Origin of the sequence: Acinetobacter sp. IK23 (genome assembly GCF_035615275.1) — a bacterium.
Lineage (GTDB): Bacteria > Pseudomonadota > Gammaproteobacteria > Pseudomonadales > Moraxellaceae > Acinetobacter > Acinetobacter seifertii.
On sequence record NZ_JANBNX010000001.1, the window covers coordinates 280456 to 303872 of the forward strand.

Annotated in this window: 21 protein-coding genes; 6 read left to right on the forward strand and 15 right to left on the reverse strand. The window is 40.0% G+C overall.

Annotated features, from left to right (window positions below; genetic code table 11):
- Nucleotides 1-11: 11 nt before the first annotated feature.
- From MSG95_RS01455 to MSG95_RS01515, 13 genes are all read right to left on the reverse strand, one after another.
- The gene (locus MSG95_RS01455; protein ID WP_324624740.1) at nt 12-1961 is read right to left on the reverse strand and encodes a hypothetical protein; all 1950 of its coding nucleotides are present in this window, start codon (nt 1959-1961) and stop codon (nt 12-14) included.
- A 60-nt stretch (nt 1962-2021) separates the two neighbouring features.
- Nucleotides 2022-4517 carry a hypothetical protein gene (locus MSG95_RS01460; RefSeq protein ID WP_324624741.1) on the reverse strand — a complete coding sequence of 832 codons (2496 nt, stop codon included), beginning with the start codon at nt 4515-4517 and terminating at the stop codon, nt 2022-2024.
- Between the two features lie 240 nt (nt 4518-4757).
- A complete protein-coding gene (locus MSG95_RS01465) occupies nt 4758-5174 on the reverse strand; it encodes a surface-adhesin E family protein (RefSeq protein ID WP_324624742.1) in 417 nt (138 codons plus the stop codon).
- 45 nt (nt 5175-5219) lie between these two features.
- Nucleotides 5220-6515 carry a hypothetical protein gene (locus MSG95_RS01470; RefSeq protein ID WP_324624743.1) on the reverse strand — a complete coding sequence of 432 codons (1296 nt, stop codon included), beginning with the start codon at nt 6513-6515 and terminating at the stop codon, nt 5220-5222.
- A gap of 8 nt (nt 6516-6523) precedes the next feature.
- Nucleotides 6524-7162 carry a hypothetical protein gene (locus MSG95_RS01475; protein ID WP_324624744.1) on the reverse strand — a complete coding sequence of 213 codons (639 nt, stop codon included), beginning with the start codon at nt 7160-7162 and terminating at the stop codon, nt 6524-6526.
- The gene (locus MSG95_RS01480; RefSeq protein WP_324624745.1) at nt 7144-7611 is read right to left on the reverse strand and encodes a DUF2824 family protein; all 468 of its coding nucleotides are present in this window, start codon (nt 7609-7611) and stop codon (nt 7144-7146) included. Before MSG95_RS01480 ends, MSG95_RS01475 begins: the two co-directional genes overlap by 19 nt.
- A gap of 7 nt (nt 7612-7618) precedes the next feature.
- Nucleotides 7619-7954, reverse strand: a complete 336-nt coding sequence (locus tag MSG95_RS01485) for a hypothetical protein (protein ID WP_324624746.1) — start codon at nt 7952-7954, stop codon at nt 7619-7621.
- A gap of 3 nt (nt 7955-7957) precedes the next feature.
- The gene (locus MSG95_RS01490; protein ID WP_324624747.1) at nt 7958-8323 is read right to left on the reverse strand and encodes a hypothetical protein; all 366 of its coding nucleotides are present in this window, start codon (nt 8321-8323) and stop codon (nt 7958-7960) included.
- Between the two features lies 1 nt (nt 8324).
- Nucleotides 8325-9719 (reverse strand): packaged DNA stabilization protein, encoded by a 1395-nt coding sequence (locus MSG95_RS01495; protein ID WP_324624748.1) that lies wholly within the window; start codon nt 9717-9719, stop codon nt 8325-8327.
- 3 nt (nt 9720-9722) lie between these two features.
- Entirely contained in the window at nt 9723-10175 is a 453-nt protein-coding gene (locus MSG95_RS01500) for a transcriptional regulator (protein ID WP_324624749.1), read from the reverse strand.
- Nucleotides 10168-10647 carry a packaged DNA stabilization gp4 family protein gene (locus MSG95_RS01505; protein ID WP_324624750.1) on the reverse strand — a complete coding sequence of 160 codons (480 nt, stop codon included), beginning with the start codon at nt 10645-10647 and terminating at the stop codon, nt 10168-10170. Before MSG95_RS01505 ends, MSG95_RS01500 begins: the two co-directional genes overlap by 8 nt.
- A gap of 1 nt (nt 10648) precedes the next feature.
- Nucleotides 10649-11134 (reverse strand): hypothetical protein, encoded by a 486-nt coding sequence (locus MSG95_RS01510; RefSeq protein ID WP_324624751.1) that lies wholly within the window; start codon nt 11132-11134, stop codon nt 10649-10651.
- A gap of 63 nt (nt 11135-11197) precedes the next feature.
- On the reverse strand, nt 11198-12475 hold the full coding sequence (locus tag MSG95_RS01515; protein WP_324624752.1) for a P22 phage major capsid protein family protein: 1278 nt from the start codon (nt 12473-12475) through the stop codon (nt 11198-11200).
- A 193-nt stretch (nt 12476-12668) separates the two neighbouring features.
- Between MSG95_RS01515 and MSG95_RS01520 the strand changes: the two genes are divergently transcribed.
- Nucleotides 12669-12872, forward strand: a complete 204-nt coding sequence (locus tag MSG95_RS01520; RefSeq protein ID WP_000401872.1) for a helix-turn-helix transcriptional regulator — start codon at nt 12669-12671, stop codon at nt 12870-12872.
- Between the two features lie 97 nt (nt 12873-12969).
- Entirely contained in the window at nt 12970-13758 is a 789-nt protein-coding gene (locus MSG95_RS01525) for an rRNA large subunit pseudouridine synthase E (RefSeq protein WP_004700057.1), read from the forward strand.
- Nucleotides 13759-13875: 117 nt separating this feature from the next.
- Here the strand turns inward: MSG95_RS01525 and MSG95_RS01530 are convergent, their stop codons facing one another.
- A complete protein-coding gene (locus MSG95_RS01530) occupies nt 13876-16113 on the reverse strand; it encodes an NADP-dependent isocitrate dehydrogenase (protein WP_004700056.1) in 2238 nt (745 codons plus the stop codon).
- Between the two features lie 400 nt (nt 16114-16513).
- Nucleotides 16514-18217, reverse strand: a complete 1704-nt coding sequence (locus tag MSG95_RS01535) for a M61 family metallopeptidase (protein ID WP_004700053.1) — start codon at nt 18215-18217, stop codon at nt 16514-16516.
- 171 nt (nt 18218-18388) lie between these two features.
- Here MSG95_RS01535 and MSG95_RS01540 point away from each other — a divergent pair, with 171 nt between their 5' ends.
- The 4 genes from MSG95_RS01540 (at nt 18389) to MSG95_RS01555 (ending at nt 23256) form a co-directional block, all read left to right on the forward strand.
- On the forward strand, nt 18389-19708 hold the full coding sequence (locus tag MSG95_RS01540; RefSeq protein ID WP_004700051.1) for a D-alanyl-D-alanine carboxypeptidase PBP6B: 1320 nt from the start codon (nt 18389-18391) through the stop codon (nt 19706-19708).
- 98 nt (nt 19709-19806) lie between these two features.
- Nucleotides 19807-21093: an NAD(P)/FAD-dependent oxidoreductase gene (locus MSG95_RS01545; RefSeq protein WP_004700041.1), complete on the forward strand. Its 1287-nt coding sequence runs from the start codon at nt 19807-19809 to the stop codon at nt 21091-21093.
- 135 nt (nt 21094-21228) lie between these two features.
- Nucleotides 21229-21711, forward strand: coding sequence for an FKBP-type peptidyl-prolyl cis-trans isomerase (locus tag MSG95_RS01550; protein WP_004700040.1), 483 nt, complete (start codon nt 21229-21231; stop codon nt 21709-21711).
- Between the two features lie 102 nt (nt 21712-21813).
- Nucleotides 21814-23256 carry a cryptochrome/photolyase family protein gene (locus tag MSG95_RS01555; RefSeq protein ID WP_004700038.1) on the forward strand — a complete coding sequence of 481 codons (1443 nt, stop codon included), beginning with the start codon at nt 21814-21816 and terminating at the stop codon, nt 23254-23256.
- Nucleotides 23257-23417: the final 161 nt, after the last annotated feature.

Here is a 23417-nt window from a genome sequence, read left to right on the forward strand (position 1 = left end):
GGGCTTCAAAATCAAAAAACTCTCTGAAAATTTACAACACAAAGTATTGATACTAATGCACCTTGTGCAAGCTGAAAATTACTTCCGCTTGCGCTTGCTGTAACATTATTTTCAAATATTGGTCGTATATATAAATTTCCCGCAACATTTACAAAAACATCCCACTCCCCGTTCAGCCCATTGTCTGCTGACACACATGTAACTTTATACATTTCAGAAACAGCTGCTACTGTACCGTTGTTTTTTCGAAGTAACTGAAAAACATTAGTTACAGCGCCTTGACTTAATGTAACACCAACTTCTTGACCATATGTTCGATAATCATTCATGTAAAGATGTCTATATGGTGCTAATAGAGTTTCCGTTACATCAAAAACATTTGTGTCAAAATAAGCATCGCGGAGTGTTAAAATTGATCCGCTGTGAACAAATTGTGATCCGTTTCTATTATTTGTTTTCGCATCAGTAGAATTGTAATACTGAATATCACTTGAAAATAATTGAGAACCAACAAGGCCTCCCGAATAAGGTGTTTTAATTAGACATTTAGCAAATGGCTGACCTGAAAAATCATGGACGATGTCCGGATACCAGTTTGAGGTAGCTGCCGTTCTTAAAGATTTAATTGTTCCAGAAAATCCTGCGACTGTTGTTATAGTGTTGCCAATACTAAATTTACTGCCGCCTGCCGTATTTTGGTTTTCATAAACAAGAATTGTATATACGCCTTTTTTCTGTTGATAAAAGGCTATAATATCGGCAGTATTTGAACCGCTTGATAAAACAGCATCTCTTGTCAATCCAGTAAACGATGTTTCATTGATTGTGATTTCAGTACAATATGTTCCATTAAAATCCAACTGACTTTCAATACGTGCATATTGCGCATCTCTTAATATTATTCCGCCTGCGTTAAAGTTCGCAATGAAATTTACATCAAAGACCCACCCTTCAACAACGTAGCTTCCTTTTTCTACTATAGCTCCATAACCTGTCCCATTGACCCAATATCCACCTGTAATTTTGTTAGAAGCTGCATTAAAATTTGGTTTGATTGCAGAAACACCATTGACCATGTTTTCCATTTTGTCACAATGAAAATTGGAACCGCCGCAAGCATATCCACCAAAATTTAACCAGCTCGCTTTCCCTGCTCCATTTAAATAACCGCAAGTGATATTTAAGCCAACCATGGAGCCACCAACGCCATTTTGTCCAATCTGGAAAAAAGGAGTTGCAGTTTTGTAATTTGTTTTGTCCGGGTAGTTTATTCCAGCTTCAACACTTCTCAAATACATGTTTAAGCCATAGCCAAAATTTACAATTAAAACTGAGTTTGAAAATGTATATTTGCCATTTCCAATTATTGAGTATTTTTTCGATTGCTCGCTACTAGTCAGCAAATAATTTAAACATTTCTGAACTGCTTCGTTATCTGAAATAAGTCCAGCCCCAGCCATTTCAGGAGTGATAATTAAGCTGTCTAATTGACGTGTCCATCCAGAAAAATTTACAACCTGATCATTTAAAGCGGCATTTGCAGATATATATTTAAACTCACCGCCTTGCGAACCTCCAACATATACAGTGCGACCTTCCCATACTTCTAAATTTTCTAAATCCTCAATGCTATTTACAGATTTAACCAAATTTTTTTGATCAAAAATCGCATCTGATCGCAGATCTGTATATGAAATTACACCATTTTTATTTTTTACTGTGATAGAGCAAGAACTTTCAGCAACAAAAATCTTTCCAGCTCTTCCGTTTTTTGAAATAAATCCATTTCGTGTGCGAAGTGGCTGGGCGGCTGGTACGGTTAAATCTTCGTCCCAAAAAACATTTATTGGGTAAACTTCTGGATTTTTCCCCGCTTCGCCGATATAGATGTAACCCGCATTTAATGGACGACCATCAATATCAGAAAAAAAGGGATAAGGCACTTGTACTTTGCTGCTCATAGTGGTTCCTTTAAATTTGGCATAAAAAAACCGCCCGAAGGCGGCATTTGTTTGGCTAGATTAGTTTGATTGATTGATATTTAAAGCTTGATTCACACGTTTGCGAATCTTATTGTCTTTAATGCGTTTTGTGGCAAGTCGTAATGCCGTAGCCACTGGAGCAGGAACTCCAGATAAACCAGACATTGCGATATCCATTGCGGCAGCTAATGTTGCGGCTGTATTGCTATGATTGATTGCAGCAGATGTTGGTGTAGTAAAGAGCGTTTTAGATATTTCGTTAATTGCTCGAAGTTTCTCAGCTCCATTTTTTTCAAAGATAAAATCCAACTTCCCATCTCGATCAAGACGGCTAATAGCCTTGTTTAATGCAGCAGCACTTACCATCTGGTTACCTTGTCCATCTGGCGCAACACCAGCAGTAGCAGCATCTTTGATTTCCTGAAGGGTTTGCCCTTTGATATCTTTCCAAGCTTGCCATCCTTCTTCACCTGAATTCAGAAGTGTTCTCTTGGTGAACCTAAGATCATCTAGTGAGCCATCATAAACAATCCGCTTCTGAATATCTTCCAGAGCAACTTTTCGATCATCAGTACCACGTTTATTAGTTGTTAAATCAGTGATAATTTTTCGTTTTTCCCATTGGTCTCCTAACTTCTTACGCTCAGCTCTAGCTGCACGATAAAGTATGCCCTCAACTGGTTGTGTATGAGCATCAATCATGTTTTTTAATATTGATGCTTGGCGTATATTTGGGGCTTCATAATTCACATTGTTGTTAATTTCAGAGCGCCACTTTTCCATCGTCTTAACTGTTGGTTTGAGTGGAATTAACATTCCATCTTCACCTTTTGCTGCAACACCTGTTTCGATAGCCATCTTCTTTGCAACTTGCAAAATAGGAGTGGTAGTTAGGTCGGGTTGAGAATTGAGGTAATCAATTACTGACATAGGATCCATATTCCCAACTTGTACAGGTAGAGAGACATCAACAGGTGCTTGAGCTTCTTCCGACTTGTCTGCTTTCGCATAAGCTACTCGGACCTTGTTTTTATCTGCTTGCAATTGCTTTTGAAGTGCTTTATCTACTGACAAGCCCGCTTCACGCATATTCGTTGCTTTAGCACCAGTCATATCAATGAATGCATCTAAGTTGTGTTGCATAACTTGATGCTGTTCTTCTTGACGTTTTCGAAGTGGAGCACCAAGTTCTGGATCCTTGGCAGTTTCAACTTCAAACTTAAGCTGTGCAGGATCTCGGGTCATTTGCCCTTCTGTTAATTGAACTGGATAAGGCAAATCTTGAGAAAGGGCTTGGCGAATTGTTGCCTGATCAACTTGAGCTGCACCGACATTTGCAGGTGCTGGAACTTCTGGTTCTGGTGTTCTTAAGCCTACCATCTCACCCATGCGCTGAACACCTAAGCGTGTGGCATTAGCTACAGCTTGAACTGGTCTTGCTGCCATTTGGCCTGCACGCTCTACTACTGGTGCAACCGCTTGAGCTGTGCGAATCGCTTGGCCTTGTGCAATTGGAGCAGTGGCGCGTGCAGCTTGACCAGCTAAAGCCAATTCACTTAAAGCTGGAGTTAAAGCCACCAGTGGTTCAGAGATTTCACCCAAAGCTTGAGTATATTCTTGACCTGCTTGAGTACGTGGCGCATATGTTAGATTTGCTGCACCTACAGCGGCATTTTGTGAAATGCGTTGAGCAGCCTCTGGTGTGCCGAAATCACCCGAAAGAACCTCACGACCAACTTGACCAATCGTACCGCCAATCATGCCAAGCGTGCCACTTGTTGCACCTGTGGCAGCAGATAGTGCTGTTTCGCCAATACCTAAAGCTTTATCTGCTAAAGATGGTTCAGGTTGTTTAGGTGCTGCTTGTGGTTGTTCATAGGTTATGACGCCATTTGCATCGAAATCTGGGAGTCCTTGTGGTTGATTAGCAGCATTGTTCATTTGTGCCTTTTGGTATGCTTCTACAATTCGTTGAGCACGGCCTGTATCTACTTGTAGCTGTGCTTTTGTTTCTTGTTCTTTTTGTTTTTGCTTGTATGCAGCAACGATTTTTGAAGCTTGTGATTGATAATCTTCACGTGCAGGATTACTAATACCTAGATCTTTCCATGAGCGTTTAGGCTGTGCATATGGTGAAGAAGGCAATGAGGCCCATGTGCTACCAGATTTTTGAACAGCAGTTTTAAAGTCACCTTTCAAAACTGATGGTAAAGCGCCATTTTGAGCAAGTAATGCCACTGCCGCAATATCTTGATTTTTTGGAGAAAAGTCTTTCAATCCAAGATCTTTTGCTACTCCATCCCACGTATCTTTCAAGAACTGATATCGACCTGCGGCAGTTGTATTCTTTACTTGCCCATCAGTCTGCTTAAATTGCTTTTTAATATTTGGATGGCTTGATAGATCATCTAAACGTTCATTGCCAAATAAAGTGTTATAGCCATGTTGAACACCTTCAGCATTGGCAATCAGGTCAAGCATCTTCTGTACATTTGGTGAACCCAATAGCTTTTCAAAGTTTTCTCTTGTTGCCATAACTTTTCCTCGGGCGTAAAAAAACCGCTCGAAAGCGGTTTATGGTATTTTATAAAAAATAATTTAATATCTAAAAATCATGCCTGAATATGTCAAAGACTTCACCCGTCCTCAATACTCAGATCCTGTAATCGATATGTCTGAATACTTTATTGAAAACCCTCAATACAGAGTAATTAAATATATCCATATTGAGGGTGGAATAAGATGCTGGTATGTGATGGTTAGTTAGGCTTGAATTTAATATTTGACGCTTAACATCTCCCATGCTTTGCATGATTTATCTACAACACCCTCACCAATTGATTCTGGTACAGCTGGAGTCATTTCTGAGTAGCTACTCGTGAAGCTGCTATTAGGCATATGCTTGTTGTTTTTATATGCCTGAGCGCTCAAAACCCCATATTTTCTTTGCTCACAATCAACTTGGTACATTAATAAAGTGTAATCCCCAATAGTTTGACCGTCCTTAACTGTATCTTTAACAATTTCTTTCTTAAACCATGCGTTAACCATCCCATAACTGGTCTTCTTAACACTTTCTATGTTTATATAATACCGATCAGTGTCGGAAGAAAATACAGGCAACCAACTAGCTGCATATAGTTCTTTCGTGGCTATCAGTGCAAAAGGTAGTACAAAAAATATTCTTTTCATTTATTCTCTCCTCATGAATGAAAAGAGAATAACATATGACCAATTTTACAATCCATTCTCATTAACGAACTTCTGAGCTTCTGCGGGAGAAATTCCAAGGGTTTTTGCAGCACTCATAACAGCAGGAGAATAGCCTTCCCCTTTTGTTGCATATAATTGAGCTTTACGGTTGGCACTCTTAGCTGCAGCTGACATTTGCTGAGCGATTTTTGAAAGGTTTTGCTGAACTGCTTTTGGCCCCTGATTAATATCAAGTGATGCAATAGATGATCGAATAGCATCCCCTTCTTTATCGGTTAAAGCACCTAAACCTCGCATTTTTTCTACTTGAGCAAGGAAGACTTGAGACTTTAAAGTCTCAATATCTTTTGCAAAAGTATTTTCTGATGTTCCCGGCACTTGACGCACTAACCGATCCCAGTAAGCACCGCCATTTTCCTTAGTCTGATTAACGAGTTTTGCAGCTAGATTAGATGCATCTGCTGCCTGTTTCGAAGCATTAGCATAATTTTCAACTTTCTCAAGTCGCTCAACTCTTTGGATTGAACTTTCAGCTTTAGATGCTCTCAATTTTGCCGCTTCAATGCGCTCGGTTTTATCTAGACCATCATAGAACTGCTGTTGATCTTGGCTTAACTTGTCATAAAAGTTTTGATTGTCATATTCAATCTTTTTGCCTTGATTCTTTACACCAGTTCGGCGGTCTTCTGCTGCTAATGGAATGTCGTTTGTTTGAGCTTCTGTATATGCAGTTTTTGCTCTTGATTCAGCAATCTCATAAGGCTGCATTTCATTTGCACGCTGTTCAGAACCAAGAGCAGTCCAAACATCCTTAAATTTATCAGGATCAGTTCCAGCCATTAACATACCAACTGAGGCACGTGCAGCATCTGGATCAGTATCGATAAGCTTAATAATTCCCTTTGTCACGCTCGCATCTTTCGTATTTCCTGCGTTTTCGTACGCTGTGGCTTGGTCGGTTAAAACCTGTTTGGCAATATCTGGCTGCTGATTGGATAGTGCAGCAAATACCTGTGAGGATGTATTGAACACAGCTTTGCGCTTACCATCATCCATGGTGTCGTAGGCACGTTTCAGATTTTCAGAAAGCTGTGGATACATAGTCATGACTTTGGCATAGCCTTCTGGTGAAGGGTTGCTTGCCAGATCAGCCAAGTCGGCTTGCATTTGTGCTTGTTGTTTCTTTTGAAGCGCAAGCTGTTCTTGCTTGAGCTTCACTTCTTCTACCTGAGCCGCTGTGTTAAACCCATAGTTAAAGCTCTTCTGCACAGTATCCATAGGGTTTGGCAGATCAAGAATGTAGTTATTTGGCTGTGCCATGATTCACCTCAAAAGCCCTTAAATGCTGATGCTCCGGCTAGATTTCCCAAAGCTCCTGTTAAACTGTTCCACATATTTGCTGATGCTTGTCCTTGAGCAAGCGCGTTACCAGCCTGCGCTTGACCAATTGAACCAACCAGATTGCCGATGTTATTTGCCGTTTGCATACCAGCATTACCAACACCAGCAGCTGCATTCTGACCCAGCGAGGTTAAGCCTCCTAAGTTTTGATACTGCTGATTAACTAGTTGGTTTAAAAGCTGTGGTCTAAATTGTGAAAGTGCTGCTTGAGTATTTCCACCACGCAAACCACCTGTTGCGGATGCATTTTGCAAAATGGAATTTTCGCCTTGCTGCAAATAGGTCTGCATTGCTTGGCTATTATTAATTGCATCAATTGCGGATTGCTGTTTGTCTGCACCGTTTAAACCGAGTAAATCAGATTGACCTGAAAGGCCCTGAGCACCTGCATTCACATACGGCTTCATTAACTCTTGTATAGCATCAAACTGACGACGCTGTTCATCAATTGCCGCTTGTGAAGCTTCTGTTTGTGCCTGAGCTGCTGAGCTTGCGGCTTTGCTTTGTGCTTTACTTGATAATACGCCACCAACAACGGTTGCGGCGGCTACTGCTGCGACTGGCATAAGTATTCCTCTTTTGTAAGACCAACCAAAAACTGATCGATCAGGCGGTTATTCTTGAGATACGAGCTGCGATTAATCCCCTCGACTGTAAACCCAAGCACCTGTGCATATAGCTTAGCCTTTCGGTTGTAGTCAGGGACGTATGAAATCGCTTTTTGATATTTGCTAAAAAGATGGTCCAGCAGTAAACGGCCTGCATCAAATGCCTTTTTCCCACGAAAGTATGGCAGCAAGCATGTGTGAATTTCTGCCGTGGTGCCGTTTTGCGGGACCAGTGCATATAAACCGTGTAACTGACCATCGTCGTACACGCCGAGCCACTCAAAAGTGTTGGGCAAGACAGTGAGCTTTGTATTTACTGAAAAATCATCACTCACATCACCATTTACATCTGGATTCGTGATGATTGAATTAATGATATCGATATCATTGATCTGCTGAAGGTGCATACATGCCTCACGTGACCTCACGGCCCGAAACGCGAAGCACTAAAGCGCTTGCTGTGTTTGAAATTGCGCTAATCAACCCACCAGCTTCAAGGATATGGCCCACTACTTCAGGGCATGTATAAACTTGACCAGCCGCCACCGATTGATCTTTGATAATCAAATTTGAAGTACCAGCAGATCCAGAAGTCACAAGATTGATGCTAAACGTCGCTGCTGAGCCTGAAACATTGGTTACTGTGCATTTATCAATAAGCGCCTTGACGCTTGATGCCGTATATTGAGTTGTCTGTGCAATTTCAATGAACTTCGAACTCACAAGATTTTTTGCTGTAACTGTTGCCATTTTTCATATCTCTAAGTTGAAGTTTGAGCATTCGATTTGCTGACATGCAACATCGATATAATCAGACTTTGTTAATTCTTGAGCTGGTGAGATGCCAAGCGAATCGGATAATGCATGAGCATGAGCAGGTGATAACGCGCTCAATTCAGCTAGACGCATCACATTGACCACTTCTGCATTGGCAATGCCTGCTTGAGTTGCTGCATTATCAGCTGCGTATTGAGAGCCTTCTGTGTCGTCTGCGCCTTTATTGAACTCGCTCGGAACTAAGTCAAACATCTTCTCGACTGCTTTGATTAAGCGCTGATCACCCTGACACCATTTGTAAATCAATTCCCGTGGTGGGGTTTTGGGATCAACTAATGCCATTTCACCTCTCCAATGCTTCAAGCCGAGCTTCAAGTCGTGCGACTGAAAGCCTGCTTTCTGATGTTCCGGTAAATTTTTGAATACGCCAATTGATCATGTGTCCACATTGGAACCAGATGAGACGCTTATCACGCTCACCAGTCTTGCCAGTACTAATGTAGCGTTCGTTGGACCAGTTAATACCATCCACAGAAAATTGCGTGCAGATTGTGGGGTTAGCGCCAAATAGCGTGCGTCCAGTTAGGGCCACCAATTCAAGCTGATGGAAGATTGCACCACGTGATTCGTTATAGATAATCTGTGTATTGAACGACCACTCTGTAACCTCTCCCCAATGCTCACCAGAAGCGTTTGTAAGCGTTCCGAGCTTTGGCTGATACGGATGCCCAACAATCCATTTGTCATAGCACCAGACATGGTTTTGAGCCAAATAGCGACCCCCACCAAATCCAGAGCATAAAAAAAACCAGACTTGCTGGTTTGTGGCTTGTGATGCTGCTGCATCATAGACAAGCGTTTTATCTGGCAAATGGAAATAAATCCATTGGTGTGCATCTACAATCCGAGACTCAAGCAAGCATTCTGCTAGCTGTGTTTCAGAATATTGACGCAAGATTTGATCAATCTCGCGTGTTGCAATGCGCTGAGTACCACCATTCGCGCATATATATATTGAACATGGCTCATTCTTCCCACTGCCAACAAATGCAATGGTGTCCAAGTATTTGCAGCATGTGGAAGGACTTAATGTGCCACGTGTCATCATGGCCCCATCAACACGACTAAATGGGAAGTTTTCACCGCCCACATTGTCGAATACCTCAATTGTGTAGCGGTTTAGTGTGTAAATCTCATTGCGAAGTTTAAATAATGCGTTGATCGGATCAGGATCTGCTTCAGATGAACCATATTTCAATGGATTGACAGAAAAAGGATCATTAAGTTCTGTGACAACAAGAAACTCTCCATCTGTCGTCATGAAATAACCATCAACCCAGGCAAAATCCTTTACCACTCCAAGATCTTCGTCCGTGACTTTGGTTAATGTGCCATTGTATAAATACAGGCTTTCACCGCTATTTATCCCGAGATAATCGAATGAGTAGTCAAAGTTGCAATAACCTGTACCACTAACATCTCCGAGCACTGTTATAGACCCGTCTTCTGAAACCTTTATAAGCTTCGTACCTGCCACTCGATAGCAAACGCCATTCCAATTAATGCCGCCACGATCAATACTCGGTAAATCACTTAAATGATTAATACCTTCCGCTGGCCTTAAGTAACCGTTAGCAATTCCGTTTTCCTTCGGGACAGGTATCATATTTCGCGGATACATCGTTCGAAAATCAGAATTTTCGTCGGTGTATATTCCGCTCAAAATAGGGATTTGCATTACTCACCCCACTCGATACCATGTCTGAGACAATTCTTCGTACTTGAGTTTAAAAAAAGCTGTAGCACCCATCGCATCGGGAGCGCCAATAACTGTAGCTCCATTTGCATCGATTGTTAGGTCGGTAATTTGCTGTGATGAAGTCACTAGCACCTCTTGACCATCGACAATGCTGTTTACCGAAGGCAATACCAACGTACCTACTGCAATCGCTGCTGATGGGTTTATCACCAGATATGTACCAGCGGCATTATTGTCAATTTCTTTCGTGAAATTGGCATTCGGATTGAATGGCTGAATTATTGCTGAAACTGGCTTAACTACTGGGATGTTTGAAAGAATCCAACTTAGGATTACATCCTGAGGAACAGAACGAAAATCTGTGCAATTTCCTTTATATAAAACGAATTGATCACCAACACCTAAAGCATCAGTTTCATTAAGACGTCTACTCATTGAAGAACTCCGCATCTTGATTAGGTGTTAAAACTGCATTGTCTTGCTGATTAAGAATAAATGGATAGCAACGTTTATTTCCTGCACCTGCGGGCAGTGAACATGCATATTTCATTTGAGGTGGATGAGAAACCGCCATTCGTAGAAGGTTTTCATACCCTTCTTTAGCCAAAACTACTTTTTCAGGGGCTAAGACCTTTCCAAATTTTGACGCTAAACGCTTTGCTAAATTCAAATAAAAAGTTTCAATAGCATAATCTGGTATGTAAGTGTCTTGATCTAAATCGCTACTATCTGCCTCAGTTGGTAATGGGTAGCCAATTTGGATGTTCTTAGATGACCATAGTGCAGCCATTGCATCCATAGATCGGCGTGCACTTTCCACCTGTTCAGGCTGTAAGTCAAAGTCATAAGCAGCCATCCCGATTTCTTCAAAAGCCTGTTCGATAATTTGCCGCTTAGTCCATGACATATCAGCCACCATTTAGCAGGGCTAGTAATTCATCTTTAGAATCACGCACTTTAAATTTGATACCGCGCTTTGTAAGCTCATTGCGCAATTGATCAGCAGTCCATTGTGAGTAATCAAAATCTTGCGCATCGTCCGTGGTCTCTTCGTTAAGCTCAGGGTTTGGATTATCGTTGGTTGCACCTGCGGGAGTTGTGTCACCCTGCAACTCAGCAATACGTGCGTACATCGCTGGCACATCATTTTTAAAAGCAATTAGCTCTGCTTTTGCTGTTTCAAGTTGATCTTCTGTCCAGGCTAGTTTTTCGACTAAACCGTCATGCGTTTTACTGCCAGTTTCAGCCGATTCAGCAGTCTTTTTCGGTTCTTTCAACATGACAAAGTCAACAAAACCCGCTTCTCGCAAGTCTTGCTCATCATCAATATTACTCGCGATACGCATGTCATGTTTATCGGTGTCACCATGATACAAAGCTTTTGGATATTCCACTTTTCATTACTCCAAAAATGACGACGCCCGCATATAGCGGGCATTTGTCGTCACTGGGTTAGATTAGGTTTGGTTGAAGATTTGGATACCAGCCATTTCAGTGTTTAGGACATTCACGCCATAAGACACAGAGACACGGAACTTAGTTTGATAATTATCAATACTAGTTTGTTTTGTCATTAATACTTGAATGCCTTGGGTTGTAGTAGCGCTTATAACTGCAAGCCCCGAACCAGCTGGAACAACAATGCGCCCTGGTATAATTTCCAACGCATCTTTTTTCCAGAATGGGTTAGCACGAGCTGTCACTTTGTTTAAGAAAGTAATAACCGCACCATTCGCAGGTGTTGCAGTAACATTCTGGTATTGTTGTTCTGGGCGTGTTGGGCTGCCAGTAGCTGAGACAATTGCTGGTGTAATGACAACAGTTCCAGTTCCACCAGCGCCAGTTACAATTTGAACAATACGGAAAGTTTTCAAGCGCCCAGTATCTTCTTTTGTAATTGGGTGAACTGAATTAACCCCAGCAATCGTAAATGCATCGCCTACTTTTAAGGTGCCACTTGTAACAGTTAGTGAGATAGTTTGGAAGCGGTTATCTACATTGCTTGTCCCACCATTAGGGCTAGGAACGGTAGCTTTAGGAATATGCTTTTGACCTGCACCATTCATAGTCACACCAGTAGCTGATGCAGCAACTAAGTTACGAGTAGTATCAAGCTTAAATACATCGAAACCAGCAATATTTCGACCAACTAATGCTCGCTCATAAGCAGTAACAGTTTTATTGGCTGCCATATTATCGCGGTTTGCAACATCTTTGGCCAATTTGTTGTAATCAGTAGAGCCATAGGCAACATAGCGGTCAAACTGCTGAATACCAAGTTCATTACACATTGAATCTAGTTCAGCCACATCCTCAAAGCCTTGCGCTGTTAAAGGTCGGGTTGAAACAATGGAACCTAAATTCGTTACTGCTGTAAGAGTTGATACTTCAATGTCAGATGCTAACTTTTGTTTAGCAGCCTCACCTAGGCGACCCTCCTGTAAAGCATCACGCAACTCCAGGCCATTCATCCGCCATGGAACGTTCTTGATTGTATTGATGCTTGCTGGTACTGACAATTGAGTCATATCATCAAATTCGCCAGTAATGTCCAAGCCTTCAACACTCGTTGCAATATAAGGCATAGGACGCCAAATCGTATCATTTGAGCGTTCCATTGTAGTTTGGTCTGGGCGGTACATCTTTGCAGCATTCGAAGTAGTAAGTTGTTTTTCAAAACCTTCTAAGATTTCATCAAAAGCAACTTTTTCTTCTTTAGTAAAATCGTTAGCCATATTTGGCTCTCCTTATTTCTTTAAACTTCGTTTGTATTCAATAACTTTTGTACGATCACCAGTTCTGTCAGCTTCACGTTCAAGTTCTTCGAGGCGCTTGTCAGAGCCATTATTGAAAGATGCTGAGCCACTTGGTTTGCGTTCTGGACTAGTTGAAGGTTTACGTGCTGTCTTTAATGAGATGGAGGGGTAAATGGAGATTGATCGTCGTGTACGTGCTAAAGAATTTATGTACCTTCTATCGATCCAGAAGGATAAATTCTATGAGTGGGTAAATTCTGGAAAAATCAAACAACCCATTCGCGTAAGTGAAAAAGATGTATTTTGGTACTCTTCATACGTTAAGCAGAAAGTTGAAGAGTATAAGCAAGAATCTGATATAGTAGCCCACATCTAGTGGGCTTTATTTTACCCCTACCCAAAGAAAAACGGGTAATCAAACGGGTAACCCTCCAAGCTCCATTTATTTTATTATTATATTTAAGTGACTTACAATGAAGATTGTCATTCTTAACAAACCTTATGACGTACTCTCCCAGTTTCGTAAAGACGAAGCGCATATGACGGTCTCTGATTTTATAGATGACCCGACTTTACGCATAGCAGGTCGTCTTGATATGGACTCTGAGGGTTTAGTTTTTTTAACCGATCATGGTGGTTTGAATCAGTTCATTACCAACCCTGCGAATAAAAAATACAAAACGTATTTAGTTCAAGTTGATGGCGATGTTACCGAGGAAGCGCTTGAGCAACTTCGTAAAGGTGTAGAGCTTAATGATGGTATGACTTTACCAGCAAAAGCAATTAAGGTAAGTGAACCTGAATGGGTATGGGACCGTGATCCTCCTGTACGTTACCGTGCCAACATTCCAACCTCTTGGATTGAAATTTCTATTTGTGAAGGTCGTAACCGTCAAGTTCGCCGTATGACCTCTGCGGTAGGTTTCCCAACTTTACGTCTCATTCGTACTAAAATTGGTTCAATTGATTTAGTCCAATTAGGATTACAGCCGGGCGAGACCAAAGAAATTGAACCTCTACTCTACCCTGACTTTAAAGATGTGCCAGCAGAACAACCTTATCGTTCACGTTCATATGTGAAAAAACCGGGTGGTACAGGTGGTAAACCAATGGTTCGTAAGAACAAAGATGGTTCTGTTAAAAAGTCTGGTACAAAACGTATCTGGCAAATGGATGAAAGTGAAAAACCACGTCGCAAGACCAATGGTACAACTCGTCCAAATACCAAGGCACCACGTGGTCGTGGCCGTAATGGTCGATAAAAACATTTAAGTTTTAAAGCTCACGTCAGTGGGCTTTTTTAATAGCTATTATTTATAAAAATAAAAAAGCCGGCGCATATGCACCGGCTTTTCAGCTATTTACTAACGAATTAGTTATTAAGCTTGAACAGTTGAAAGCGCTGCATTAAATGTAGCACTTGGACGCATTACAGCGCTTACTTTCGCAGGATCAACTGCATAGTAACCACCGATGTCAGCTGCTTTACCTTGTACTTGAGCAAGCTCAGCAACGATCTTCTGTTCGTTTTCAGCTAATGCTTTTGCAAGTGGAGCAAATTTAGCTTTCAACTCAGCATCTTCGTCTTGAGCTGCAAGTGCTTCTGCCCAGTAAAGTGATAAGTAGAAATGGCTACCACGGTTATCAAGCTCGCCTGTACGGCGTGATGGAGACTTGTCATTGTCGAGCAATTTACCAGTCGCTTCATCAAGTGTTTTCGCAAGTAACTTGGCACGAGCATTATTTTCTTTAATGCCCATTTCTTCTAAAGAAACTGCAAGCGCAAGGAACTCACCAAGCGAATCCCAACGTAAGTGGTTTTCTTCAACAAGTTGTTGTACGTGTTTAGGTGCTGAACCACCGGCACCAGTCTCGTACATGCCACCACCTGCCATAAGCGGAACGATTGACAACATCTTCGCAGAAGTACCAAGTTCCATAATTGGGAACAAATCTGTTAAGTAGTCACGTAAAATGTTACCAGTCACAGAAATTGTATCTAAGCCACGAACTACGCGCTCAAGTGTGTAACGCATAGCACGTACTTGAGACATGATTTGGATATCAAGACCAGTCGTATCATGATCTTTTAAGTACTTTTGTACTTTCTTGATCAATTCGTTTTCGTGTGGACGGTATGGGTCAAGCCAGAAGATCGCAGGCATGCCTGAGTTACGAGCACGAGTTACTGCAAGTTTTACCCAGTCACGAATCGGAGCATCTTTCACCTGACACATACGCCAGATATCGCCTTCTTCAACATTTTGAGTCAATAACACTTCACCAGTGTCAAGATCGGTAATGTTTGCGATACCAGCTTCAGCAATTTCAAAAGTCTTGTCGTGAGAACCGTATTCTTCAGCTTTTTGAGCCATCAAACCAACGTTTGGTACTGTACCCATAGTCTTCGGATCGAAGTTACCATGCCATTTACAGAAATTGATCATTTCTTGGTAAATACGCGCAAATGTTGATTCTGGCATTACCGCTTTAGCATCGTATTGCTTACCATCAGCACCCCACATTTTACCACCAGCACGGATCATTGCAGGCATAGAAGCATCTACAATGATGTCGTTAGGTGAATGGAAGTTTGTGATGCCTTTTGCTGAGTCAACCATTGCAAGTGCAGGACGGTGTTCTTGGCAAGCATGTAAGTCTTCGATGATTTCTTCACGTAATGACGTTGGAAGCGTTTCGATTTTCTCGTATAACCCAGCCATACCGTTATTAACGTTGATACCTAACTCGTCAAATAACTTACCGTGTTTTTCAAAAGCTTCTTTGTAGTAGATTTTCACACAGTGACCGAACACGATCGGGTGTGAAACTTTCATCATTGTCGCTTTTACGTGTAAAGAGAATAAAATTCCTGCTTCTTTACAATCATCAAGTTCTTTTTCGTAGAAATCACAAAGTGCTTTCTTGCTCATGAACATTGAGTCGATGATTTCGCCTTCTTGAAGCGCAACTTTTGGCTTAAGAACAATGCTCTTACCACTGTTTGTGATAAGTTCCATTTTTACATTGCGTGCACGGTCAAGTGTCATTGACTTTTCACCGTGGTAGAAGTCACCTTCTTCCATGTGTGAAACGTGAGTTTGTGACCACTGTTTCCACTCGCTCATTGAGTGAGGGTGTTTCTTAGCGTAATTTTTAACGGCAGCAGGAGCACGACGGTCAGAGTTACCCTCACGAAGAACTGGGTTTACTGCTGAACCTAGGCATTTGCCATAACGAGCTTTAATAGTTTTTTCTTCTTCAGTCGCTGGGTTTTCCGGATAGTCAGGAATTGCAAAACCTTTAGATTGAAGTTCTTTAATACATGCTGTCAATTGCGCAACAGAGGCACTAATATTTGGGAGTTTAATAATGTTAGTATCTGGATCTTGTGTAAGACGACCTAGCTCAGCAAGGTTGTCGGATACCTTTTGCTCTTCACTTAGGTAGTCAGCGAATTCTGCGAGCACACGTGCAGCTACAGAGATGTCACTTTTAACAATCTCGATACCTGCTGGCTTAGTAAAGGTCTCAATGATCGGCAGTAGCGAATAAGTCGCCAATAATGGCGCCTCGTCAGTCAGTGTGTAAATGATAGTTGACTTTTCACCAGCCATATATAGCCCCTTCCGTTGAATTGAGTTTTGAGGACCGAGCTTTTGGCCCAGTGCCTACGAACCGATATGCTTAAATAAAACCCTGAGAGTATCGACTCTCATTGGCTTCCAGTCAACGAAATATCCAGTGATAACGACATTTCGCAGCGAAATAATACATAATTTAAATCTATTGATAATAATCTTATACCTAACTTATGGTAATACATCTAGGTTTACCAACTTTTAAGGTATAGATCAGTCTTAAATTACATGAGATATCTTTCAGAGTTCTGACAAATATTATACTTTTCATTCAAAATAAACTCAAAGATAACACCTATTTCAATTTTTAAAATCTACTAAAAAGTAAAAACCGATGTACGAAACATCGGTTTTTTATAAACTATTTAACTGTTATTCAGGCTTTTAACCATTTATCAGCTTTTGTTTGATCTTCAATAATAAGTTCAACTTCAGTTAAGTTTATGCTTTCACCTGTAACTTCAAACGACAACAACTCATCACGGCGGAAAGCCAAGACTTGGTAATTACCCTTTTGCTTAGCGTATTTCTCAATAAGTTTTGTGGTCGCTTTTAATCCATCAATTGCGATAATGACATCATTGGCAGAAATACCTGCTTTTGCCCCAGCTCCTTCACGTTGAGCATTTTGTACCAATACACCTTCAGGTTTATCGGTTAGCTTTAAACCATAAGCCAAAGTCTTATCGTTTTTAAGCGTATAACTTAAACCAAACTCAGGGAATAACTGATCCAGCGGCAACTCATCTGTTGTGTTAATCAAATGATTGATTTGCTCAACCCAACTATCACCCGTTAACTCTTCACATAAATCGAAAACGGTACGCTCATTAACCTGAATACCGTTTTGGGTGTTTTCATACAAACGACGCATTAGGGCATCAAGACTAGAACCACGTAAACGTAAGCCTAAATCTAAACATAAGGCAACTAATGCGCCTTTATTGTAATAACTAGTTCCAGCATTATTGGTGTTTTCATCTGGACGATAAAACTTAATCCATGCGTCAAAACTTGACTCTGCGACTGTCTGAACAAAACGACCCGGATTTTGTAAATAACGATCAAGCTGTGACTTCAACAAATCTAGATAAGACTTCTGAGAGATCACACCGCTACGTAATAAAATGAGATCATCATAATATGAAGTAAACCCTTCAAAGATCCACAGTAGCGAGGTATAACCTTCTTGATGTAAATTATAGTTTGCAAAGTTTTCTGGACGGATAAACTTCACTAACCAAGAATGAAAATACTCGTGGCTACATAAACCTAAGAAACGTTGATAGTCTTTCGAAGGTTCAGTTGGTTCATTCGATTTTGGTAAATCATCACGTGGTGTAATCAGACTAGTACTGTTGCAATGCTCTAAGCCACCATAACTATTGCCTGTTGCCATCGTCATAAAGGTATAGTTTTTAAATGGCGCTGAACCAAACATTTCAATTTCAGCTGCACAGATCTTTTCAATATCCGCTTTTAAACGTTCTATATTGGTATTGTGCTGTCCAGAAATTGCAAATTCATGTTCGATTCCATGAGCTTCGAAGCTAAAACGTGTTTGCTCCGCAAGTTCAAATGGACTATCAATCAGTTGATCATAATGATCAGCTTTTAAGGTAAAACGTCCCTTAACTAAGCTTTTTGAAGCTAAGCCAGTTGCTAATTGAAAGTGTTTTAACTCATCAGGCAAAAAGATTTCTAACTCACAAGCAGATTGCTCTTGTCCATCTAAACCTAAGCATACACAGGCTGGGTTAATATATAGACGAGTTTGATCTACATAAGCACCACGTACCGACAAATCATAAGCATAGACATCGTATTCAACAGTAATTAATTCATGATCGGTGTTAAATAAACGCCAGCGATTTTTTTCAGTTTTTTTAATATTGAGCATGCGCCCAGCTTCATCGTAAGCTTTTACAGCTTCAATATGCTTAGAAAACTCACGAATTAAATAACTACCCGGAATCCACGTTGGTAACCATAGTTCCTGATTTGGATTCGCTAAAAAACGAATTGTGACGTGAACAAGATGCTGTTTGTAATCATCGAACTCTATTTGATAATGCAACATAAATTCTTCAATTTAAAATAAGAACGGTTTCACCTTAGATTATCACTTTTTTGTATCGACTTGCGTAGATGTATTTTTTGGCAACAATTCAGACTAGCCTTCTACAAAAAAAAGGCATAGCATGCTGTGCATCTGTGTTCCGTATTTGCCAGTAAACGTCAAGGTCACCTAGTGAAATTCTTCCTATCTCTTTTTACACTGTTTAGTATTTTCTGTACTACTCTTACCAATGCTGCCCTTCTTAATATTGCTCCTGAGAGCGTCGAGGCCGCTGCTTGGACAATAGTAGATACTCAATCTGGTCAAGTCATTGCTGAACATAATAGTCATGTGCAACGTGCACCAGCATCTTTAACCAAAATGATGGTTGCTTATATTGCATTAAAAGAGATTAAGGCTGGAAAATTAAAGCTAGATCAAGTTATTACTGCGACACCAGTAGTTAGCGTGGTTCAGTGGGATGAATCACAAATGTACCTTAAAGCAGGTGAGCAAATTTCAGTTGATCAGCTTTTGGCAGGTTTAATTGTAATGTCAGCAAATGATGCTGCGGTGACTTTGGCAGAAAAAATTTCTGGTGATGTGCCTCATTTTGTACAACGCATGAACCAAGAAGCTCAAGCTTTAGGCATGAAAGACACGCATTTTAGTAACCCTGCCGGTATTACAATGCCTGATCATTACACGACAGCACACGATTTAAGCTTATTAAGTCAGGCAGTAATTCACCAAACACCTGAATATTTACATTATTCAAAAATGCCAAGCTTTAGCTACAATCAACGTTTTCATCATGCTACTAACTTTGCTTTGAAATATGATCCATCTGTAGATGGTTTAAAAACTGGCTATACCAAAGCAGCAGGTTATAACTTAGCGCTTACAGCTTCACGTCCTTCGTTTTCACCGAACCTACCACAAAGACGTTTACTGGTTATTGTTTTAGGTACAGCAAGTGCAGTGAAGCGTGCTGAAATTGCCGATAAGTTAATGAATCTTGCTTATGCATATACACGTGATGAAGTGGTTATTCCACAGCAAAAACTTATTGCTGAGCTACCAGTTATTAAATCAACTTTAAAAATGTTTAAGGTTGAAACTAAGCAGCCAACTATTGTCACGACTTCTTTATATGCCGAACCAGCAGCAATTGATTTAAATACGTTTGATTACGCAACACAACGCATTCAAGTTCTTGATAGCAATAAACAACTAAAAACTATTGCTCCACTAGAAACGACTCAAACTCGTGTAAATATTGCATTAAACGAGCAAAAATTAACAGCACCGTTAATGAAAGCCATGAACTTGGCAACAGTTTCAATTTATCAAAACAATCAACTGATTCGCAGTCTGCAAATTGAAAATGATGTGCATATTGAAGAAGCCAATATTTTCCAAAAAATCATGATGTGGTTCTCAAATTTGTTCTCTATTTTTTCATCGAGTAATCATAGTGTAGCAAAACTCTACCCTGTAGATTCGCACTAAAAAAATCAAATTGTGCACAGAGGCACAATAAATTTTATAAATAAAAGATGGCATAATTTAGCCATCTTTTTTTATAGAAAAATAATTAGGTGATAAAAATGGCCCAAAGTTTACATCATATTGTTATTGTCGGTGGTGGTGCGGGTGGTTTGGAACTTGCCACACAACTCGGTGAAACTTTTGGGAAAAGTGGTAAAGCTAAAATTACATTAGTCGACCAAAATTTGACTCATATCTGGAAGCCTCTACTTCATGAAATTGCGGCGGGTTCCTTAAACCCTCACGAAGAACAAACCAATTATTTTGCGCATGCAGAAAAACATTATTACGAATTTATATTGGGAACACTTGTTGCAATTGATAAAGAGAAAAAAATAATAGATTTAGTCCCTCCTCAAGTGTCTAAAGAACAGAACACTCAAGTTCAAAAACTCAGTTATGACACGCTTATTTTAGCGCTTGGTTCAGTATCCAATGACTTTAACACAACGGGTGTACGTGAAAACTGTCATTTTCTAGACAGTAGAAATCAAGCAGATATTTTCCAACAAGATCTTTTGCATTTGTACATTGAAGCACAGAATCAACCAGATCAACGTACACTCAATATTGGAATTGTTGGTGCAGGTGCAACGGGTGTAGAACTTGCTGCCGAGCTTATAGAAACCACTAAAAACTTTTACCGATATGGTTTGAAAAAAATCCATCCGAATCAAGTCAAAATCACACTGATTGAAGCTTCCGAACGTATTTTACCTGCTTTAAGTGAGAAAACAGCTGAGCATAGTGCAAAACAGCTCCAAAAAATGGGTATCGAAATTTTAACTCGACATCGCGTTGAAAAAATTGATAAACATTGCATCTATTTCAGTAACGGTAATGAACTCAAAAGTGATATTACGGTATGGGCAGCTGGCGTAAAAGCACCGAAAGTTCTTGAAAGTTTTACCGATTTTGAACGTGACAACATTAACCGTTTAATGGTCTATGCTACGCTGCAAACTTATTCTGACCCAAATGTATTCGCTTTTGGTGATTGTGCACACTGCCAACTTGATGCACGAAACCCTCCTCTTGGACCACGCGCTCAAGTTGCCAGTCAACAAGCAAGCTTTTTAGTTGGTGCTATGGCTGCCAGACTGAATGGCCGTTCGCAGCCAATGTTCACTTTTAATGACAAAGGTTCACTTGTGTCTTTAAGTCGTAATAAAGCCGTTGGAGAATTACTTGGGGATGTCAGTGTACAAGGATATATTGCTAAAACAATGTACGTATCTTTATACCGTTTACATCAAGCAACAATTCACGGATATACTCAAGCTGGACTACTTACAGTGAAAGATTTACTTACAAGACGAGTACGACCAAAAATTAAGCTGTATTGAGTTGAATTTTTTGAGTTCATCCCTATATAGGTAAAAACGCATTAGAAAAAGTGTTAAAGATTGAGATTTTGTAGTCTACAAAATTTATTTTTCACTTTATGATGTACGCTTTAATTGATTGAATGGATCAAAAACATGACTGCAATTGCAAATAACCACGTGGTTTCATTCCACTATAAATTAACAAACGCTGAGGGTGAAACACTTGATCAATCTCAAGGTGAACCACTTGCCTATTTGCACGGTGCAGGCAATATCATTCCTGGTTTAGAAAATGCATTAACTGGTAAAACTGTTGGTGATAAATTCACTGTAAACGTACCAGCTGCTGAAGGTTATGGCGAATACAACCCAGACCTAGTACAAGAAGTTCCAGCTCAAATGTTCCAAGGTGTTGATAATATTCAACCTGGTATGCAATTCCAAGCTCAAACTGATGACGGCGTTCAAATCGTTACAGTTAAAGCGGTTGAAGGCGACAACGTTGTTGTTGATGCTAACTTCCCACTTGCTGGCCAAGACTTAACTTTTGAAGTTGAAATCGTAGAAATCCGTGAAGCATCTGCTGAAGAGCTTGATCACGGTCATGTACACGGTGCTGGTGGTCACCACCACTAATTCATCTTTAACAAGATGATAAAAAGCAAAGCTTCGGCTTTGCTTTTTTTATGCATTTATTTTATATAATATTCAGTGAGTTAATTTATTATTGGACTATGCATGTCAAATGCTTATCAATTGATTTGGTTCCGACAAGATTTACGAGTGCGCGATCATGCAGCTTTATGGCATGCTTGCCAACAAGGTAATTCAATTGCATTAGTCATCTTATCGCCAGACCAGTGGAAACAGCACGACGATGCTCCAATAAAAATTAGTTTTTATTTAAGACAACTCAAAAAACTTCAAGAAGAATTGGCAGCTCTTCACATCCCTCTGGTTATTCAGGTCATCCCTTATTGGAAAGATATTGCCAAATCTATTTCTGACTTTAGTAAGAAATATAATATTGAAAATGTTTATGCCAATATTGAGGTAGGAGTAAATGAACTAAAAAGAGATAAAACTGTACAAGATATTTTGAATAAAGACAGTAAAGAACTTTTTTTATTTCATGATCGCACGATTTTTCCTCTACGTTCAATTCGCAATAAATCAGAACAACCTTATCAAGTTTTTAGTGCCTTTAAAAAAGTGTGCTACTCAAAACTAGATACTAGTGGTTTACCTCAATGTTATCCTTTACCCAATAAACAAACTAAAGTTCCAACCGATTTACTAGAAGTGGAAAATACAAACTTAGCTGAAATTGAAAAGCTATTCTGTTCATCCATTACAACAGAACAGCAAGATTTATGGCCTGTTGGCGAGTCATATGGATTAGAACAACTAGATCATTTTATTGAAGACTCGGTATCTCACTATAAAGTCGATCGAGATTTTCCCCACATAACAGGTACAAGTAAACTTTCGCCTTATTTAAATATTGGAATCTTATCTATACGCCAGTGTTTACAAGCATTATTCCGCAGTCAACATGGTAACTTTCATTTAACCAATGAAGGTCAGCAAACATGGTTAGATGAACTTATTTGGCGAGAGTTTTATCAACATATTTTATTTGACTTTCCATATGTGTCTAAACATATTCCATTTAAAAAGGACACTCAAAAAATTCAATGGAATCATAACCCAGAGCACTTAACTGCATGGCAAACTGGTCAAACGGGTATTCCTATTGTTGATGCCGGAATGCGCCAGCTTTTACAAACCGGCTGGATGCATAATCGAGTACGTATGATTACTGCTATGTTCTTATGTAAAAACTTACTGATCGATTGGCGTATTGGTGAGCAATGGTTTATGCAACATTTAATTGATGGAGACCTAGCTGCAAACAATGGTGGATGGCAATGGTGTGCTTCAACTGGAACAGATGCTGTACCCTATTTCCGAATCTTTAACCCGATTAGCCAATCGCAAAAATTTGATCCGAATGGTGATTATATTCGCACATGGGTAAAAGAATTAGCTCATCTAGACAACAAATCTATTCATGACCCTTATTCAGCCAATAAGTCTCTTCAGTTGAATTATCCAAAACCGATTGTAGATTTAAAAGAAACGCGCCTAAAAGCAATTGAAACATTCAAGCGTATTTAGTTAACAATTACGTCTTATATGTTTACTTTTGATTAAAAAATAATAACGGGATTTGACTATAAAGGGACTTTCAACTACAAATAAACAGTATAGATACTTAAAAAGGACATAAACAACAACAACTTCCAAAATCACGACCTTTCATTATAAAAGTATAAAAA

What these genes read in the sequence shown, in the direction of transcription:
- MSG95_RS01535 (WP_004700053.1), bottom strand. Translation starts at nt 18,217, where the DNA reads ATGTTGCATTATCAAATAGAGTTCGATGATTACAAACAGCATCTTGTT.
- MSG95_RS01485 (WP_324624746.1), bottom strand. Translation starts at nt 7,954, where the DNA reads ATGGCAACAGTTACAGCAAAAAATCTTGTGAGTTCGAAGTTCATTGAA.
- MSG95_RS01500 (WP_324624749.1), bottom strand. Translation starts at nt 10,175, where the DNA reads ATGAGTAGACGTCTTAATGAAACTGATGCTTTAGGTGTTGGTGATCAA.
- MSG95_RS01465 (WP_324624742.1), bottom strand. Translation starts at nt 5,174, where the DNA reads ATGAAAAGAATATTTTTTGTACTACCTTTTGCACTGATAGCCACGAAA.
- MSG95_RS01455 (WP_324624740.1), bottom strand. Translation starts at nt 1,961, where the DNA reads ATGAGCAGCAAAGTACAAGTGCCTTATCCCTTTTTTTCTGATATTGAT.
- MSG95_RS01550 (WP_004700040.1), top strand. Translation starts at nt 21,229, where the DNA reads ATGACTGCAATTGCAAATAACCACGTGGTTTCATTCCACTATAAATTA.
- MSG95_RS01460 (WP_324624741.1), bottom strand. Translation starts at nt 4,517, where the DNA reads ATGGCAACAAGAGAAAACTTTGAAAAGCTATTGGGTTCACCAAATGTA.
- MSG95_RS01470 (WP_324624743.1), bottom strand. Translation starts at nt 6,515, where the DNA reads ATGGCACAGCCAAATAACTACATTCTTGATCTGCCAAACCCTATGGAT.
- MSG95_RS01525 (WP_004700057.1), top strand. Translation starts at nt 12,970, where the DNA reads ATGAAGATTGTCATTCTTAACAAACCTTATGACGTACTCTCCCAGTTT.
- MSG95_RS01490 (WP_324624747.1), bottom strand. Translation starts at nt 8,323, where the DNA reads ATGGCATTAGTTGATCCCAAAACCCCACCACGGGAATTGATTTACAAA.
- MSG95_RS01475 (WP_324624744.1), bottom strand. Translation starts at nt 7,162, where the DNA reads ATGCCAGTCGCAGCAGTAGCCGCCGCAACCGTTGTTGGTGGCGTATTA.
- MSG95_RS01520 (WP_000401872.1), top strand. Translation starts at nt 12,669, where the DNA reads ATGGAGATTGATCGTCGTGTACGTGCTAAAGAATTTATGTACCTTCTA.
- MSG95_RS01480 (WP_324624745.1), bottom strand. Translation starts at nt 7,611, where the DNA reads ATGCACCTTCAGCAGATCAATGATATCGATATCATTAATTCAATCATC.
- MSG95_RS01530 (WP_004700056.1), bottom strand. Translation starts at nt 16,113, where the DNA reads ATGGCTGGTGAAAAGTCAACTATCATTTACACACTGACTGACGAGGCG.
- MSG95_RS01515 (WP_324624752.1), bottom strand. Translation starts at nt 12,475, where the DNA reads ATGGCTAACGATTTTACTAAAGAAGAAAAAGTTGCTTTTGATGAAATC.
- MSG95_RS01545 (WP_004700041.1), top strand. Translation starts at nt 19,807, where the DNA reads ATGGCCCAAAGTTTACATCATATTGTTATTGTCGGTGGTGGTGCGGGT.
- MSG95_RS01505 (WP_324624750.1), bottom strand. Translation starts at nt 10,647, where the DNA reads ATGTCATGGACTAAGCGGCAAATTATCGAACAGGCTTTTGAAGAAATC.
- MSG95_RS01555 (WP_004700038.1), top strand. Translation starts at nt 21,814, where the DNA reads ATGTCAAATGCTTATCAATTGATTTGGTTCCGACAAGATTTACGAGTG.
- MSG95_RS01495 (WP_324624748.1), bottom strand. Translation starts at nt 9,719, where the DNA reads ATGCAAATCCCTATTTTGAGCGGAATATACACCGACGAAAATTCTGAT.